Origin of the sequence: Devriesea agamarum, assembly GCF_900070355.1 — a bacterium.
In the GTDB taxonomy this organism is placed as follows: Bacteria; Actinomycetota; Actinomycetes; order Actinomycetales; family Dermabacteraceae; genus Devriesea; species Devriesea agamarum.
In genome coordinates this window covers 402,156-419,655 of the sequence record NZ_LN849456.1, presented here as the reverse complement: position 1 = coordinate 419,655, position 17,500 = coordinate 402,156, and the positions used below count along the sequence as shown (strand labels likewise).

Below are 17,500 nucleotides of genomic sequence, written 5' to 3'. Positions count from 1 at the left end.
CGGTGGCAGAACGCCCAGTCCGCATCGTTTTCTACACTCGAAAACGATGCGTGTAGCGTAAAAGCCGATACTTCAAAACAGCTGAGAGAAACTGCTTTTTTGCCTGAGTTGAAAGTCTCGGCGATCAGCGCTCAATGCTGCATCCATTCCTTGAGGTTAGCCCCATCTGAGTGCCATCTGTGATCTACTTGGACCCGTACGTGTGATGACACCACCTGCCCTAGCGCACATCTGTCTACACCTTGTGCGCGCTCACGCGCACGGCGGGGTTGGTGGATGTCTCCATACTGGGCGCCCGTGACACCTGGCGGTAGATGCGCGAGCACCTTCATCTGAAGGACCGAGAAGGGACAGACGTTGTCTGAAGTAAAAGCGACCGGGGCATCTGCGGTGCGCGAGTTGACGATCCGAAGCATCATTATCGGCGGCATCATCACACTGGTGTTTACAGCTGCGAACGTCTACCTCGGATTGAAGGTGGGTCTGACTTTCGCCACCTCAATCCCTGCCGCAGTGATCTCAATGGCGATTCTGCGTTACTTCGCCAGCCACACGCTGATGGAAAACAACATCGTGCAGACGATCGCTTCGGCGGCAGGAACGCTGTCGGCAATCATTTTCGTGTTACCGGGCCTGGTGATGGTCGGCTGGTGGAGTGGCTTCCCCTACTGGACCACTGCTGCGCTATGCGCCATCGGTGGCGCGCTGGGCGTCATGTACTCCATTCCACTGCGACGCGCTTTAGTCACCGGTTCAGACCTCCCCTACCCTGAAGGCGTCGCTGGCGCCGAGGTGCTTCGAGTCGGCGACAGCACAGAGGGAGCCGAGGAGAACAAGCGCGGTCTGCACATCATTATCGCGGGCACAATTGCCTCGGTCGGATTTTCTGTGCTGTCTGCGTTGAAGGTCGCGAGTAACGCGCTCTCAGCAACCCTCCGAGTCGGATCTGGCGGCACGTTGATTGGATCCAGCCTGTCACTAGCCCTCATCGGGATTGGACATCTGGTGGGCATCACCGTCGGCATCGCGATGCTGGTCGGTCTAGTCATTTCCTTCGGGATTTTGCTGCCAACCATTTCTTCTGGACACCTACCCGCACATGGCGACGTGACGGACGCCGTCAACACATTCTTTTCCCAAGACGTTCGCTTCATTGGCGCGGGCGCCATTGCTGTTGCCGCCCTGTGGGCGCTGGTCACGATTATTACGCCCATCGTTCGCGGAATTAAGGAGTCACTGGCGTCCAACCGTGTGCGACGCACCGGCGCCCACATTCCAAGGACCGAACGCGACATCCCAATCACCATCGTGGCCCTCGTGGTCCTGCTGTCCATGATTCCGGTGGGTATCTTGCTGTGGTCCTTCCTGCAGGGCACGGCGCTGGAGGGCAGCACCGGAACTCTGATTGCCGTCAGCGTCATCTTCGTTTTGTTGATCGGTCTTTTTGTCGCCTCAGTGTGCGGATACATGGCAGGCCTGATTGGAGCCTCCAATAGCCCAATCTCCGGGGTGGGCATCCTGGTGGTTATCCTTGCGGCGTTGATCATCAAGGTCACTCACGGCTCAAACGGGCCCGATCAGACGGCGGCACTGGTTGCCTACACCCTCTTCACCGCTGCGGTGGTCTTTAGCGTGGCCACGATCTCAAACGACAATCTGCAAGACCTCAAGACGGGTCAGCTGGTGGGGGCCACGCCCTGGAAGCAGCAGGTTGCACTGCTGATCGGGGTAGGATTTGGATCGCTGATTATTCCGCCCGTACTCCAGCTCATGACAACCGGCTTCGGATTCGTGGGAACCCCTGGCGCCGGGCCTAATGCACTCGCCTCTCCTCAGGCATCGCTGATTTCGTCGCTAGCCAAAGGTGTGTTCGGTGGCTCTCTAGACTGGGGCCTGATTGGGCTTGGCGCTTTGATCGGTGTCGGGGTGATCATCGTCGACGAGTTGCTGAAGAGGAAATCAAAGCGTCTCGCCCTCCCGCCGCTCGCCGTGGGAATGGGAATGTATCTACCCGTCGCCCTCACCCTCATGATTCCGGTGGGCTCGATGCTCGGTCTGCTGTACGACCGGTGGGCCAAGCGCAGCGCTAACCCCGGGCGAGCAAAGCGGTTCGGAGTTTTGCTGGCCACCGGTCTGATCGTCGGCGAAAGCCTCTTTGGTGTGGCGTTTGCGGGCATTGTCGCGGCGACCGGGTCGGAAGAGCCTCTGGCTATCGTGTCTGACAGCTTTGCCACGGCCGCTGACTGGATCGGCGTGATCGTCTTTATCGCGATTGTGCTCGGTCTGTATCGCTGGACTCAGCGTCTCAGCCAGCAGCGAGACAAGGACGAGAACAACACCTCTTCCGTCAGCCGGTAAGACTGCCGTCTGAAGGTCCACGAGGTAACTGTCGGGGTCATCGGGCTCGTCACGACTAGCTGAAGGCGCCCGATGACCAGCCGTCCATAAACTCGGGCGCCTGCACATCGGAACATCTGCACCTCTGCCCCCCAACCCACCAGGTTTGGTTGCGCACAATTAAATTGTGTGCAATATTTTGGGGGTGGCTACTGATCGAGTTCTCGACACCCAGCTCTGCTTTGCGCTGTACACCGCCGCCCGGGCAACTCAAAACGCCTACCGGGCCGAACTCGACCGGCTAGATCTCACCTACCCCCAATACCTCGTACTGATGGTGCTGTGGGAACAGGATGGGCAAACGGTCAGCGCTCTCTCTGATCACCTTCGACTCGATAGCGGAACTCTCTCACCCCTGCTGCGACGACTCGAGCAGCGCGGCGTCATCACCCGGCAACGCGGAGCCCACGATGCGCGACGCGTGAGCATTCATCTCACCGACGACGGTCGGGCGCTCAAAACATCCGCCATGCATATTCGTTCCTGCCTTGCCGAACGACTCGACCTCAGTGCCGACGAATTAAGCACGCTCCACACCCTGGCCCGACGCATCACGCATTCCCTAATGCCAGAGACAACCGAAGAGCGCTCAACTTCGGCTCACTCAGCGAGGACATAGACCATCTAACCGGTATCGACACCGACACCGACTATCCACAACCCCAGGCATCTAAAACACCCAAAATACTTACAGTGGCCCTATACCGGGCCACCCCAAGAAACCGCAACACCACCTACATACAGGAGCACACTATGACCGCGCTATACACCGCCGAAGCACTCGCCACCGGAGCTGGCCGCAACGGACACGTGCGCACCTCCGATGGTCTGCTAGATCTCGACCTCGCCATCCCCGCTGAGATGGGCGGCGCAGGTGGTGCACCCAACCCCGAGCTTCTGTTTGCCGCCGGATACGCGGCATGTTTCCACTCCGCTCTCCAGCTCGTGGCCAAGCACGCCAAAGCAGACCTTGGTGAATCAAGCGTCGGCGCACGGGTCAGCATCTCCCCCACGTCCGAAGGAGGATTCGAGCTATCCGTGCAGCTGGAAGTCGTCATCCCCGAGCTGCCCCACGAGACCGCCCGCCAGCTGGTGGACCGGGCACACCAGGTATGCCCGTACAGCAACGCCACCCGGAACAACATCGATGTCTCCATCACCGTCACTGACGACTGAGCATCACTCTCTCGGCGACGCCGGCGTACACACGTTCACCTTCGCTCACCTCAAGGAGCCCAATGAATCACGAAGATCTCTCCCAGACCGATCAGAGCACCCATCACGCTGAGCAGTCTGCAACCTCGCAGCCCGTCCAGGGAACGAAACGTCCCACCAGCACCAAAGAAATCCACCTGGCCTCCCGCCCACAGGGGCGACCCGTCCCAGAAAACTTCCGGCTCGTGGACGTTGCCGTTCCGGAGCTCAGCGATGGACAGATCCTGGTTCGTAACACGGTGATGTCGGTAGATCCATACATGCGCGGACGAATGAATGACGTGCCGAGTTACGTCCCGCCATTCGCCGTGGACGCCCCGCTAGATGGCGGGGCCGTGGGCACAGTCATAGCCTCACGTTCTGAGGCGATCGAGGTGGGAAGCACTGTGCTGCACGGATTGGGATGGCGCGAGCATGCGGTTCTCGATGCGGCATCGGCAACGCCGGTCGATATTTCATCGGTTCCCGCATCGGCATACCTAGGCGTGCTCGGCATGCCGGGGCTCACCGCATACGCCGGGCTCACCGCGGCTGCGGAGTTCGCGCAAGGCGATGCAGTTTTTGTGTCGGGAGCAGCCGGGGCCGTGGGGTCCTTGGTTGGACAGATCGCTCGGATTCTCGGGGCCTCCCGCGTCGTCGGTAGCGCAGGTAGCGCGGAGAAAGTCAGCTACCTTCGTGACCTCGGATTCGATGCGGCATTCAACTATCACGATGCTCCGGTGGCTGAACAGCTTCGCCACGCTGCACCGGACGGAATCGACGTCTACTTCGATAACGTGGGCGGCGAACACCTGGAAGCCGCGATCTCGTCTCTGCGTTTAGACGGTCGCGTGGCCATGTGTGGCGCTATCTCACAGTACAACTCCACTGAGCCTCCCGCGGCACCTCGCAACCTCGCTCAGGCGATCGGTAAGCGGCTGACGCTTCGCGGTTTCATCGTCTCGAAGTATGCAGATCTGCGTGAGGAGTTCCACCGGGTGATTGTGCCGCACGTCGCCGATGGCTCTATCCGCTGGAACGAAACCGTTCGCGAAGGGATCGAAAATGCACCGCAAGCCTTTATCGACCTGCTCGATGGTGCGAACACCGGAAAGATGGTCGTGAAGCTCTAAGCAGAGATGCCGCGCAGTCGAAGCGTGCGCCTTTCACCCTTTGAGACCGCCTGCTGCCACGAACCCGGTTCCGAGCTTGCGTCCGAGAATCAGGTACAGGGCAACAACCGGTAGCGAATACACGATGGCAAACGCGGCGAGCTGACCATAAGCAACCTGGCCGTACTGCGACGAGAAGGTGTAGAGCGTGACTGCGGCTGGAAGTTTGTCGGGGCTCAGTAGCAACATGAAGGGGACGAAAAAGTTCCCCCACATGGACACAAACGTGAAGATAGTTGCTACTGAGAGCCCCGACTTCATCAGCGGAATCACAATCGACCATAGGGTGCGATAAATCCCGGCACCTTCTGTCCAGGCATTTTCTTCGATCTCCAGCGGAACCGAATCCATAAATCCCTTGGTGAGGAAGATGGCGTATGGCAAGGACGATGCGGCCAAGAATAAAATGGCGCCGAACATTGAATCAATCAGATTCACCTGCACAAACATCGAATACACCGGGATCATGATGGCCGTGATCGGCAGTCCCGTCGCGAAGATAATCGTGAGCAAGAACGGTCGCTTTGCGCGGAACCGATAACGCGACAGCGGGTACGCGCAAAGAATGGATGCGGCCATGGTGAGCACGGTGGCTCCTCCGCATAGCAGCAACGAATTCCACAGGGGCCGGAAGGTTGTCTTTTCATTGAGAATTGCTGCGTAATTTCCGAAGCTCCAGTCATGCGGCATTTTCACAGAGAGCGATGCTTCGGTGTCAAACGACGCCAGGATCACCCATGCCAGCGGAATCACGAAAGTCAGGCCGATCAGCACCATCAGCACGCTGGTCAGCGACCTGGTCCGGCGGGATCGTGAGCGGCGTTTAGACGCGTGATGATTGGATTCAGCATGTTTGGATCCGGCGCGGGATGTTGACGCTGAGCTCACCGTGGCAGTCATGCCTTATCCTCCTCGGGCAACAGCTTCAAATAGATAAGTGAGGCCACTGCCCCGATCAGTAGTAACAACAACGCAACAGCGGTGCCATAGCCAAGCTGGCCATAGGAAAATGCCTGTTCATACATGTAGAGGGGAAGCGTCTGGCTTTTATGCGCAGGCCCTCCGCCCGTCATCACGAAGATCAGCCCGAACACGGAAAGTGTCTGCAACGTAATCAGCATCAAGTTGGTTGCCAGTGCTGGCCGTAGTAGGGGCAGCGTGAGCGAGGTAAAACGTCTCACCGCCCCAGCCCCATCCAGAGCAGCGGACTCGTACATGTCATCCGGGATATTGCCGAGCGCCGCCGAGTACACCAGCATCGAAAACGCGGTGCCGCGCCAAATATTGGCAAAACTCACCGCAATAATCGGCGCACTGTAAAGAAGATCCTGAGTGGGCAAGCCCAGTGTCGACAGGATCGTGTTCAAGCTGCCGTCCCCAGCGAAGAACGTATACAGCAGGTATCCGGCGACTACCTCGGGAAGAATCCAGGCCGCGATCACCACAGCTGTGACGATCGCAGTGACAACTCGATGGGCTTTTTGCATGAGCAGCGCCAGCACCATGCCGAGCACATTCTGACCGATCACCGCCGAAATCACGGTAAAGATAATGGTTAAAACGACAGAGTTCCAAAACCCTGGCTCAACGAGAGCTTTGGTGAAATTATCGATCCCAACCATGCTGGTGTGGGCGGCTCCCGCCCCACGAATGGCTTTATCCGTAAATGCCAAGTAGACGCTGTAGATGATTGGCCCGGCCATAAACACGAGCAAAAGAACCACGGCGGGCAGCATGGGGACTGCCCGCAACGCAGTCAGCCTATTGCCGAGTGTTCGCCGCCGATGCCTCACCACTCGTTCGGTCCGATCCTCGGCCACCGATGCGTTATATCCACTAGCCGATCCGCTCATCGCTGCGACCTTTTGCTGTGGTCCGCCCCGACAATTTCGATCACGGTTTTGTCATAGGCGTCTGTGGCTTGCTGCGGGGTCATGGTCCCAGTCATGACTTGCTCCATGGCTTGCTGAATTGCGGACGACACCTCGGGATATACCGGTAGGGCCGGCCGATAATCAGCCCCCGGTACGAGTGAGGTGAAAAACGCGACCTTCGGCGAATATGTCTGGTACTTCTTATCCGCGGCAACATCGCTGCGAACGGTGATGTTATTGTCTTCGATCGACCGCTTCACGAGACTTTCCGTGGTGCATAGCGCCTTGATCATCTCGAATGCGCGGTCAGGAGAATGGGAATTATGGGGTATCGTCCAGCACCAGCCACCAGAAAGGGTGACCCACCCTTTGCCCTGTCCGTGCTGGGTTGGCATCTTCGCCAGCGCCATCGTCTTCGCCCACTCAGGCCAGGGTTTAGGTGCATTCGCGTCCCAGTTTTGGCTGATCCAGGAACCGTCAACAATCATGGCAAGTTTCCCCTCGGGGATCAGCCGGGTGTAAATCGTTTCCGAAATATTCGGGTCCAAGTTTTGTGCCAGCGGTAGCGTGAGCTCCTGCTGGAAGATGGTTTTCACGAACGATAGTGCATCGACGAATCCCTGTGACCCTAACACCCACTTGCGTGTTTCCTTGTTGTAGAGGGACGAGCCGGTCCCGTACAGGAGCATCTCAAACCCCTGCATCGATGCTTTTTCACCCTGAGGTTTGCCGGAGAAAAGAAATAATGGGGTGACATCGGGGAGCTTCTGCTTCAGGGTCCGCGCAGCGTCCAGAATCTCCTGCCACGTTTTAGGCGCAAAATTCGCGGGTAGACCGGCACGTTGGAAGAGTTCTCGGTTATACCAGATGGCACGCGTGTCGGTGCTGACCGGAACCCCGTAAATATGGCCATCCTCCCCCGTGACGGCTTTCTTTGACGCCGGGATGACTTTCCCCCAGTCCTCCCATTGATTGACATACTCGTCGAGCGGCCGCAGATAGCCAGCTCCTACGTCAGAGAGCAAGATGAACGTGTCTTCAAAGACCACGTCCGGGGAGGTCCTCGGTGAGGACATGAGTAATTCATTTTTAGTGAAATAGTCGTTTTCGGAAGCAACGATGGGAACACGCTCAACCCTTTGATCAGGATGCTTTGCGGCGTACCCTCGGGCTCCGCGGTCAACCCATTGCTCCAGAAGGGTTCCCGAACCAAACTGCTGGTAGGCCACACGCAAGGTTGTGGGACCACTCTGACTTGCACACCCAACCAGGGGAAGTATGGGGGCCGCAACAGCCGATCCAAGCAGGCATTGCATAATCGTTCTGCGGCTTGGATACCGCGGCGATGATGAATAAGCAGAAGGTTTTACCACGGCGTCATCGACCCCTTCATCCACGGCGAGTGATGTGGCTCACCAGCATACATCTTTGTGGGTCCACCGAGGGTGCCGACGATGCCTTAAATCAGCAGTGGCGCACAATAGCCGCCATCTCGCGGCTACCCGATAGCGGGTTAAAGATATGCCCTGCTACATAGATGCACGCCATGCCACATAGATGATCAACCATCCATGACGCCACGAAGCTCTTGCCGAGTAGTTTGCCGTGACCATTCATCGCCCAGCCGAGACGAGTTTCAACCGTTAAATACCATCTTTGATGCCACAGCAATGGCAGACGTGCATACTCGGTGCTAAGCGATGAATTGAGTGTCCTGACCGCCGTCTACAGCCTGCTTCACGGCATAGCGGAAGCGCTCATTCATCTCCGGGAGGGCTGATAGCGGGAAGAACTGGGCGTCTATGTTTTCGCCATCAGCGGGATGAGGATCACCCGAGATGTAACGCATCCCAAAACATAAATCCAGATATTCCGTCACGTCACCATTGTCATATGTTACCGGCCCGACGGTTTGGACAGATAGCAATCGTTCTGCTCGTGCGACGACGGCAGTTTCTTCAAGAACTTCCCGTGCCGCCGCACGGGCTGGTTCTTCACCGGGGTCGATAATTCCAGTGACCGGCGTCCATTGATGATTATCGGATCGACGCACGCACAGAACCTGGTCGTCTTTGAGGACGATCGCCGTCACTCCAGACAACCACAGTGGCGCATGACCGATTTTCTCTCGCAGGGAAAGCACGAAGTCAGGGGTAGCCATAAGGATCAGTGTAGTGATCAGTATCCGGCCCGGGGTCAATCGCGTTTATCGCACAGGAACCATGTGTGGCGAGGCGACATGAGAACACCCTCGATGGCTATCGATCACCCTGGCCGGTATATAAACGAGGCCGATTGACCGCGATACATAAGCTCTTCGTGGAATTGAGGTGCGGCTTTCGGGATCAATCAGTAAGCGGACGTCCGTGCGCGTCATTGACGAACGACTCACTCTTCGTCAGGATCAAAATGCCCTCGATCAAAGCCCATATCCACACTAACGGGGCGAGGATGCCACAGCTCAGCACCGATAGCAGCAGCATGAGAACACCGAGCCCGGTGTACCCCATGATGAATCGGTGGATGCCTAGTGAGCCGATAAGAATTGCGAGCAGACCGCACAGGATGCGGCTCGGTCCCTGCTGCGCAGGATATGCCCCGGCAGGAGGTTGTCCGGGAGCACCGTTGTTATATCCGGGCTGCCCCTGATATCCCTGTCCTGGATATCCTTGACCTTGATAGGCCTGGCTTTGGTACCCCTGCCCCTGATATGTCTGACTCTGATAAGCCTGGCCCTGGTATCCCTGATACGGGTCTTGGTGGGTGTTCGTGTAGGACCCATTCGGTGCGCCTTGGGGCCACGACTGAGCAGGTGCGGTCCATCCCGTTGAATCCGAGCCCAGCATCGCCCCACCGGGCTGAGTGGTTCCGGGAGCAGGCTGAGCGGCAGGAGTGCCGTACTGAGCAGAAGTATGACCGGGCAGAGCCGTCGAACCGCTTGGCTGGTTAGCGGCGTCACTGGGCTGAGTGGGTGATCCGTTAGGGACGGCACTTACCGCAGTGGAGTGGTCACTGCCAGGTTGACTGTAGGGGTCAAAGCTCACCGGGTGCTCCGGCGTTGCCGGACGTAGCTGCTCTGAAGCCCCCGGCACTGCCCGTTCGGGCGTTGCCTCAGTTACCGGCCCGGGCACTGCCTGAGTTGGCGCGTCGGAGGCTGCCTCAGCTGCCGGTTCGGGCGGCTGAACGACCTGGTCAGGGGATTCCTGAACTGATGGGTCAACATAAGGAGAGCCCTGAGCATTCTCATCTGAAGACGGTCGATCCGGGCGCATAGACTCATACGGGTTGCTCATAGAGCTATTCTACGGACTATCATTCGCCACCTACAGTCAGCCGCGAAGCGCAACCCGCAGAACCGTCCACCCACCTCGGGTCGAACCCGGTTCAAGGCACAGCCAACGTAAAAGCGCAAAAGCCATGGCACTCAGCCCACATCAAGAGGGGCCAACATTGATGCGGCCAACATTGATGCGGCCAACATTGATGCGGCCAACATTGATACAGAATCAGCGAAGCTTACGCTTTTCCCGAACTCGCACACCAATCTCGAGCGGAGTCCCCGTGAACTCGAAGTCTTCGCGCAGACGGCGCTCAATAAAGCGACGGTAACCGTGCTCGAGGAACCCGCTAGCGAAAATGACAAACCTCGGCGGCCGGGTGCGAGCCTGGGTGGCAAAAAGGATCCGGGACTGCTTGCCACCGCGCAACGGATGAGGATGAGCAGCAACCAACGTTCCCAGAAATGCGTTCAACCGAGCAGTCGGAACCCGAGTGTCCCACGAGGCCAACGCCCGATCCAGAGCCGGAACCAGCTTCTCTGTGTGGCGACCGGTGCGAGCCGAGAGATTCACCCGAGGAGCCCAGCTCACATGCGCCAGATCTTTTTCAATCTCGCGCTCTAATTGATGCCGTCGCTCTTCATCGATCAAATCCCATTTATTGAAGGCAATCACCAGCGCACGCCCGGATTCAAGCACCATATCGATGATCTTGAGGTCTTGGGTGGAAATCGTCTCGCTAGCCTCGAGCAGAACAATCGCTACCTCAGCCTTTTCCAACGCTGACTGCGTCCGCAGAGAGGCGTAAAAATCTGCGCCGCGGCTCTGCGCCACCCGCCGGCGAATGCCCGCGGTATCCACAAAAGTCCAGGTGCGCCCACCCAATTCAATGAGTTCGTCCACGGGATCCCGGGTCGTGCCCGCAACATCATCAACCACCACGCGGTTAGTGCCCGCAAGCTGATTCAGCAGTGACGACTTACCGACGTTCGGACGTCCCACCAACGCTACTCGCCGGGGACCACTTTGGGGCGCCAATCCCCTACCCTCTTGCGGCAACGCATCCAGCACGGCGTCGAGCAGATCGCCTGAGCCTCGCCCATGTAACGCGGAGACCGGATACGGCTGGCCAAGTCCAAGGTTCCACAGCGCCGCAGCTTCGATCTCGCCGCGCTCGTCATCGACTTTGTTTGCTGCCAAGATGACCGGGCGTCCACTGCGCCGCAGAACCTTCACCAGTTGTTCATCGGTCGTGGTCATGCCGACATTGGCATCGACGACAAAGAGCACCGCGTCGGCGAGCTCAACAGCGGCTTCAGCCTGCTCAGCAATCCGATAGGCGATGCCCTGAACTTTGCCTTCCCATCCCCCGGTATCCACCAGTAAAAAGTCGCGACCTGACCATTCAGCAGGGTAGAAAACTCGGTCGCGGGTCACACCGGGAACGTCTTCTACCACCGCTTCACGCCGGCCAAGAATCCGGTTCACCAGCGTTGATTTGCCAACATTGGGGCGGCCCACCACGGCGAGCACCGGCAACGTCCGGGGTGTGTCCTCAGATAAGTCATCGAACTGCGAATTGTCGAGCAGTGCGAGATCATCCTCATCGAGGTCATAGTCCCCCAGCCCCTCGCGTAGGGCATTCTCGCGCCGAGCAGCCTCAACCTCATCGAGCACAACTGATACGACCTGATCAATATCGAGATCTGAAGTATCAATGGTCATCACGCCGTCTGCGGCGGTAAGAAATTGGGACACGGTGGCGTCATCGCGGTCTCTGCGCAGCACCTGGTCCTGCATGCGTTCGGTGACCGACGGATCGGTATCGGCCCCGTCCAAATTTAGTTGGCGTGCCCGGCGTGCCATCCTCGCTTCGTCACTCGCGGTCAACAAAATCCGCACATCGGCGTCCGGAGCTACCACCGTGGTGATGTCTCGCCCCTCGGCCACACAGGCCCCTCGACTTCGAGCAGTCCGCTCAATCAAGGCTCGCTGCATGCGCTGCATAATCGCCCGAACCTCAATGTTCGTGGCGACAGTGCTAACCACCCGGGTGATGTCCTCCGTACGCAGTTCACTGTCCAACGCCTGTCCATCCACCACGAGGCGGGGATCGGATGGGTCGGTGCTGAGCGAAAAGTCTAGGCGCGCAACTGTTTCGGCCACAGCAGCCTGGTCGTTAAGGTCAACCCCCAGCTGCAGACACGACCAGGTGGCAGCGCGATACATTGCACCGGTATCGAGATAACCTCCGTCGAGATGGTCAGCTACCCGGCGCGAGACGGTGGACTTGCCCGAACCAGATGGTCCGTCAATCGCGACGATGAGCGGGCGATGGGCAATCATGTATTCCTCCGATTGGGCCGGTTGCACCGAGAAAGTCTACCGGGCACCGTCACCGTCTTCCGTCGACGCAATTTTCCACCCACCGGCGGTGAGGGTGCGTTCAAGGCTTGTGCGGTCGCTGGGCTGAACCGAGACATGGGCTAAACCGACGTCCTGCCCCACAGAATGTTCCAGTCTGAGATCCTCTAGGTTAATACCCGCATCCCCGATATCTGCGAGCAAACCCGCTAGTTTTCCGGCGCGGTCGGGCACAATCACGGTCAGTTCCGCAAAGGCATCGGCTCGCCCGCCATGCTTCCCTGGAATCCGGGCGACGCCGCGGTTTCCGTTAGCAATGGTCTCAGCAATGCTTCTGCGCAGCTGCCCACGGCCTTCCAAAGCATCCAGCACCGTATTGAGGTCATCCCGCAGCCCAGACAGAACCGGCTTCAGCGCCTGCGTGTTTCCGGTCAGGATCTCAACCCATAGGCGCGGGTCCGAGGCAGCAATCCGGGTGGTGTCACGCAGCCCCTGTCCCGCAAGGTCCAAAGCTCGGTCAGGAGCATCGAGTAGACGTGTCGCCAGCAGGCTCGCCACGAGTTGCGGAACGTGGGAGACGTAAGCAACCGCTTCGTCGTGCAACGCCGCGTCCATCTCGACGGGAAATGCGCCGAGGTCAACGGCCAGTGAGGTCAGCGTGCGCACCGCAGCTGGGTCGCTCCCAGCGTGGGGTGTAATCACGAACGGGCGACCTCCGAACAGGTCAGCCCGAGCTGCCATGACCCCGGTCACTTCTCTGCCTGCCATCGGGTGGGCGCCAACATACCGCGAAAGATTCTTCGGTGCTGCGAGCGTTGTAACTTCTGCAAGCACGTGCCCCTTCACACTCGCCACATCGGCAATCACTGCGGAGGGATACTCATCGAGGGCTCGGGCGACAATACGGCCCGCCACGTCGGGAGGAGCCGCCACCAGCACGAGCTGCGGATGACCCTCACCAGCCTCGATGATCCGGCCGACTCCCATGTCCACGGCGAGAGCTGCTGTCCCCGGCGAAATATCTTCGATATGGACGTCTATTCCCTGTCGCCGTAAGGCCAGGCCCAGTGAGCCGCCGATCAGGCCGGTTCCGATGAGACGTACTGGACCTTTGATCAACGTGGATGAGCCCTCACCCGTCGGGTCGGGCCCACGGGCACCAGTCACAATCCGACCTCGGCGTACAGAGTCCCAAGCTCCTGGTCCGTGAGTTTTCGAGTCTGACCCGACCGCAGATCTCCGAGTAAAACCGGTCCGATTCGGGTGCGCACTAGCCGGGTCAGGGTAAAGCCTTGGGATTCAAACATGCGCCGGACAATCCGGTTGCGTCCCTCGTGCAGGCTGAGCTCAACAACCGCTTCACGACCGTCGTGGGCAAGCATCCGGGCCCGATCAGCTTTCGCCGGGCCATCTTCAAGGTCCACTCCGTCGCGAAGGGCTTTGAGTAGACCGCGGGGAAAAGTGCCGCGGCAGGGGAAGGCGCAGACGTAGGTTTTTGTGACCTCAAAGCTCGGATGGGTCAGGCGATGCGCTAGATCTCCGTCATCGGTCAAAAGCAGTAAACCTTCCGTCTCATAGTCGAGACGGCCCACGTGGACTAACCGCCGCCCAGCTTGGGCAATAAATTCGGTGAGATCACGTCGCCCTTCTGGATCAGATAGGGAGGTCACCACATGGCGGGGCTTGTTCAGCACTAAGGTCAGTTTGTCCTCGCCCACCCTAATCCGGCGACCATCGACATGAATGGCCTGGGTTCGGGGATCCACTCGTATGCCCTGTTCGGTGACAGTCACGCCATCGACACACACACGGCCCTGGCCGATCAGAACCTCGCAGGCGCGACGAGATCCCAGACCAGCCTGCGCGAGGATCTTCTGCAAACGCTCACCGCCATCAACATGGATAGTCTCAAGCTCGGGCGTAGAACGCACTGAGCCTTCACCGTCGCGTAAACGCACCGTGCGCGGTGGAGTAAATGCGCTGCGCCGCCTCTGCTTCACCATTACGCAGCGCCGCCGCGTGCAATTAGTTCACGGGCAAGGGAACGATAGGCTTCCGCGCCGGAATGCGTGGCCGCGAAGCTCGTAATTGGTTCTGCCGCAACCGATGCGTCCGGGAATTTCACCGTCCGATTGATCACCGTGTGGAAAACCTTATCGGGGAAGGCTTCCACCACTCTGGCCACTACCTCGCGGGTGTGCAGCGTGCGAGCGTCGAACATGGTGGCGAGGATTCCATCGATTTCGAGCCGCGGGTTGATGCGATCTTGAACTTTCTCGATGGTCTCGACCAAAAGCGCAACCCCGCGCAGCGCAAAAAACTCGCACTCTAGGGGGATGATGACGCCATGGCTTGCGGCCAGTGCATTGACTGTGAGCAGCCCGAGCGAGGGTTGGCAGTCGATCAAAACCACGTCGTAATCATCCAAAATGGGCCGCAAAACCCTCGCCAGAGACATCTCGCGTGCCACCTCGTTCACCAGCTGCACTTCGGCGGCTGAGAGATCGATGTTGGCAGGCAACACGTCCAGATCAGGCGTGTCAGTGGTACGAATGACGTCCCGAATATCGTGATCGGGTTCAAGCAAGAGGTTATAGACAGTGACGTCAAGATCGTATGAGCTCACTCCCATGCCCGCGCTAAGTGCCCCCTGAGGGTCCAGATCCACTAGCAGGACCTTCCGACCGTACTCAGCCAGGGCAGCGCCGAGGTTAATCGTGCTGGTTGTTTTCCCAACCCCACCCTTTTGATTGACCATCGAAATAACCCGCGCAGGACCGTGGGAGGTCAGTGCAGGAGGCTCAGGAAAGCTCTGCCGGGGCCGACCGGTGGGGCCGAGATCAATATCCAGCGTCTGCCTGTTGTCGTGGCTCACGTCGTCGGTTACTTCCTGCTCACGTGTAGGACGGTCGGTTCCCCCGACTGAGGATGCGGCCTGCGGTCACGAGCAATGCGTGATGCTTGGACACCGGACCATTAGAAACCTCCCGTCGGGGAAGGTGTTTTCAGTGTAGTCCGGGACGGGGTGAACTGAGCATCCCACAGCTCTTTCCGGCATCCTCGTGAGACCCGCGAGCCATGAAGGATGGTTCGACAACCGGATATACCACCCGAGCTACCACCTCAATCGCGCCTTCGTCTCAGCGCGCACGCGGATGGGCCAGCGCCCACGATTCCCGCAGTGAGTCCACCGTGACCCTGGTGTACATCTGGGTCGTGGTGAGCGAGGCGTGCCCGAGGAGCTCTTGAACCGTCCGCACATCTGCTCCGCCCTGCACCAGATGGGTCGCATAACTGTGTCGCAGGGTGTGGGGTCCAAAGGACTCGGCGATCCCGGTCCGTTCAGCGATCTCGCGCACCACTGCCCATGCGGCCTGACGGGTCAGACGCGTCCCGCGAATACCGAGAAACAGCGCCGATGATCCGGTGCCGCGCCTAGCGAGAGCCGGTCGCCCCCGAACCAAATACGCCGACACTGCCTCCAGCGCGTACCGACCAACCGGAACAATCCTCTGCTTATTACCTTTGCCGGTGAGCAGCACTTCTGCCCGCTCACAGTCGATGTCATCGACATCCAGCCCCACTGCCTCTGAGATCCGCGCGCCGGTTCCATACAGCAACTCCAATAGGGCGGCATCTCGCACTCCGCGCTCGGGGCCTAGCAAGCCAGGCGCATCGCCGTGCGCAGTCTCCATCAGGCGCAATACCTCGTCAACGCCGAGTGCTTTAGGTAACCGGTCGGGTCTGCGAGGAGGAGTAATATCCCGGGTTGGGTCATCTGTGGCAGCCCCCGGACCAACCAGGTGTGACCTAGGTGGGGCCGCACGAACAGCGAACGACGGAGCATCCTCATCGGCAAGAAAACGATGCAGGCCTCTCATTGCGGCCAGGGCACGACCCGCGGACGCCGCACCGAGAGGTTTTCCTCCATCCTCACCCGTGCGTAGCACCGCGATGTATTCGGACACGGTGTGAGGATCGACCGAGGCCAGTAGCGCATCAGGGGCATGGTCCGGACAGGCGGCTACGAGATAGTGGACATACCGTGTGAGATCGCGTCGATACGCGCTGATCGTATTGGCCGCGAGGCCTCGCTCTATCCGCAAGTAGGCAAGATAACGATCGATCACCCGGTTGAGCACCGCGGGAAGATCTGTTCCCGTGGGCATCGGCTCAGACGAACGGATCAATCGCGAGCGCTACAAACAGCAAGGTCAGATAGGTAATTGAGGCGTGGAAAACGCCCATTGGGTTCAACGCCTTACCGGTCACCCCTCGATGCACCCGGACCGCATAACGGATGACCAGTGCCAGGAACCAGGCTCCGCACCCGACCGCGGCCACCCCGTACACAATGCCGGTTCCCTCCAACGGAATAATGGCAAAGCTGGCTAGCAACATCGCCACCGTGTGTCCGATCATCTGCAAGGACACAGTGCGCCGTGAGGCAACCACCGGAAGCATGGGCACACCGGCGCGCCGGTAGTCCTCCGTGAATTTCTCTGCCAGCGGCCAATAGTGCGGCGGAGTCCAGAAGAAAATCACCAGGAATAAGAAAACAGCCGACCAGGACACAGTGCCGGTCACTGAGGACCAACCGATGAGGACGGGGAAGCATCCTGCCACCCCTCCCCACACGATGTTCTGGCTGGTCCGTCGCTTAAGCACCATGGTGTAAAACACCACGTAGAGCAAAATCGCCGCGACCGCGAGCAGGGATGACACCGGGTTGACAAGAACCCATAACCAAATCGCCGACAGCACCGACAGCGATAGGCCGAACACCACGGCAGCTCGGGGCCCCACTTCGCCGGTAACAATCGGACGATTCTTAGTTCGTTTCATCCGCGCGTCGATATCGCGGTCCAAGTAACAGTTCAGGGCGTTCGCACCACCGGCGGCCAGATACCCTCCGATCACCGTGGCTGCGATGAGCCACCAGGATGGGAATCCACCGGCAGCTAAGAACATGGTCGGAATCGTGGTGATCAGAAGCAACTCGATAATGCGAGGCTTGGTCAAGGCCACATAGGCACGCGCAGTGGACCGCCAGGTTGCCCAGCGTCCGCGCGTCCGAACTGCGGAGGGCACCCCGGGCGTGTCGCACCGCGATGCATCATGGTCGAGCTCAGCGTTGGCCTGTCCAGCACCCGTGGTGCGGCCAGACTGATCCGCGTCATCGCGGAAATCGCCCGAGCTCAGACCGTAGCCGCGGTCATTG

Annotated in this window: 15 protein-coding genes; 4 read left to right on the top strand and 11 right to left on the bottom strand. The window is 59.1% G+C overall.

What is annotated here, in order from left to right:
- Positions 1 to 357 precede the first annotated feature (357 nt).
- From BN1724_RS01770 to BN1724_RS01755, 4 genes are all read left to right on the top strand, one after another.
- Positions 358 to 2,358 carry an OPT family oligopeptide transporter gene (locus BN1724_RS01770; protein WP_058233976.1) on the top strand — a complete coding sequence of 667 codons (2,001 nt, stop codon included), beginning with the start codon at positions 358 to 360 and terminating at the stop codon, positions 2,356 to 2,358.
- Between the two features lie 166 nt (positions 2,359 to 2,524).
- Positions 2,525 to 3,016 (top strand): MarR family winged helix-turn-helix transcriptional regulator, encoded by a 492-nt coding sequence (locus BN1724_RS01765; protein ID WP_331709440.1) that lies wholly within the window; start codon positions 2,525 to 2,527, stop codon positions 3,014 to 3,016.
- Between the two features lie 134 nt (positions 3,017 to 3,150).
- Positions 3,151 to 3,573, top strand: coding sequence for an organic hydroperoxide resistance protein (locus tag BN1724_RS01760; RefSeq protein WP_058233975.1), 423 nt, complete (start codon positions 3,151 to 3,153; stop codon positions 3,571 to 3,573).
- A 62-nt stretch (positions 3,574 to 3,635) separates the two neighbouring features.
- On the top strand, positions 3,636 to 4,724 hold the full coding sequence (locus BN1724_RS01755; RefSeq protein ID WP_084252665.1) for an NADP-dependent oxidoreductase: 1,089 nt from the start codon (positions 3,636 to 3,638) through the stop codon (positions 4,722 to 4,724).
- A 33-nt stretch (positions 4,725 to 4,757) separates the two neighbouring features.
- Here the strand turns inward: BN1724_RS01755 and BN1724_RS01750 are convergent, their stop codons facing one another.
- The 11 genes from BN1724_RS01750 to BN1724_RS01700 all read right to left on the bottom strand — a co-directional run bounded on the left by BN1724_RS01750 (position 4,758) and on the right by BN1724_RS01700 (position 17,370).
- Positions 4,758 to 5,540 (bottom strand): carbohydrate ABC transporter permease, encoded by a 783-nt coding sequence (locus BN1724_RS01750; RefSeq protein ID WP_231928259.1) that lies wholly within the window; start codon positions 5,538 to 5,540, stop codon positions 4,758 to 4,760.
- A gap of 119 nt (positions 5,541 to 5,659) precedes the next feature.
- Positions 5,660 to 6,616 (bottom strand): carbohydrate ABC transporter permease, encoded by a 957-nt coding sequence (locus tag BN1724_RS01745; protein WP_084252664.1) that lies wholly within the window; start codon positions 6,614 to 6,616, stop codon positions 5,660 to 5,662.
- Complete coding sequence (locus BN1724_RS01740) at positions 6,613 to 7,866, bottom strand: extracellular solute-binding protein (protein WP_231928120.1); 1,254 nt, start codon at positions 7,864 to 7,866, stop codon at positions 6,613 to 6,615. Before BN1724_RS01740 ends, BN1724_RS01745 begins: the two co-directional genes overlap by 4 nt.
- 464 nt (positions 7,867 to 8,330) lie before the next feature.
- The gene (locus BN1724_RS01735; protein WP_058233973.1) at positions 8,331 to 8,798 is read right to left on the bottom strand and encodes an NUDIX hydrolase; all 468 of its coding nucleotides are present in this window, start codon (positions 8,796 to 8,798) and stop codon (positions 8,331 to 8,333) included.
- 184 nt (positions 8,799 to 8,982) lie between these two features.
- The gene (locus BN1724_RS12445; RefSeq protein ID WP_084252663.1) at positions 8,983 to 9,930 is read right to left on the bottom strand and encodes a TM2 domain-containing protein; all 948 of its coding nucleotides are present in this window, start codon (positions 9,928 to 9,930) and stop codon (positions 8,983 to 8,985) included.
- 213 nt (positions 9,931 to 10,143) lie between these two features.
- A complete protein-coding gene (gene der / locus BN1724_RS01725; protein ID WP_058233971.1) occupies positions 10,144 to 12,261 on the bottom strand; it encodes a bifunctional cytidylate kinase/GTPase Der in 2,118 nt (705 codons plus the stop codon).
- Positions 12,262 to 12,297: 36 nt separating this feature from the next.
- Positions 12,298 to 13,446 carry a prephenate dehydrogenase gene (locus tag BN1724_RS01720; RefSeq protein ID WP_058233970.1) on the bottom strand — a complete coding sequence of 383 codons (1,149 nt, stop codon included), beginning with the start codon at positions 13,444 to 13,446 and terminating at the stop codon, positions 12,298 to 12,300.
- Positions 13,443 to 14,282 carry a pseudouridine synthase gene (locus tag BN1724_RS01715; RefSeq protein ID WP_058233969.1) on the bottom strand — a complete coding sequence of 280 codons (840 nt, stop codon included), beginning with the start codon at positions 14,280 to 14,282 and terminating at the stop codon, positions 13,443 to 13,445. Before BN1724_RS01715 ends, BN1724_RS01720 begins: the two co-directional genes overlap by 4 nt.
- Complete coding sequence (locus BN1724_RS01710) at positions 14,282 to 15,154, bottom strand: ParA family protein (protein WP_058233968.1); 873 nt, start codon at positions 15,152 to 15,154, stop codon at positions 14,282 to 14,284. The genes BN1724_RS01715 and BN1724_RS01710 overlap by 1 nt, the downstream gene beginning before the upstream one ends.
- Before the next feature lie 265 nt (positions 15,155 to 15,419).
- Positions 15,420 to 16,448, bottom strand: coding sequence for a site-specific tyrosine recombinase XerD (locus BN1724_RS01705; protein ID WP_058233967.1), 1,029 nt, complete (start codon positions 16,446 to 16,448; stop codon positions 15,420 to 15,422).
- Positions 16,449 to 16,452: 4 nt separating this feature from the next.
- Positions 16,453 to 17,370, bottom strand: coding sequence for a heme o synthase (locus BN1724_RS01700; RefSeq protein WP_058235682.1), 918 nt, complete (start codon positions 17,368 to 17,370; stop codon positions 16,453 to 16,455).
- Positions 17,371 to 17,500: the final 130 nt, after the last annotated feature.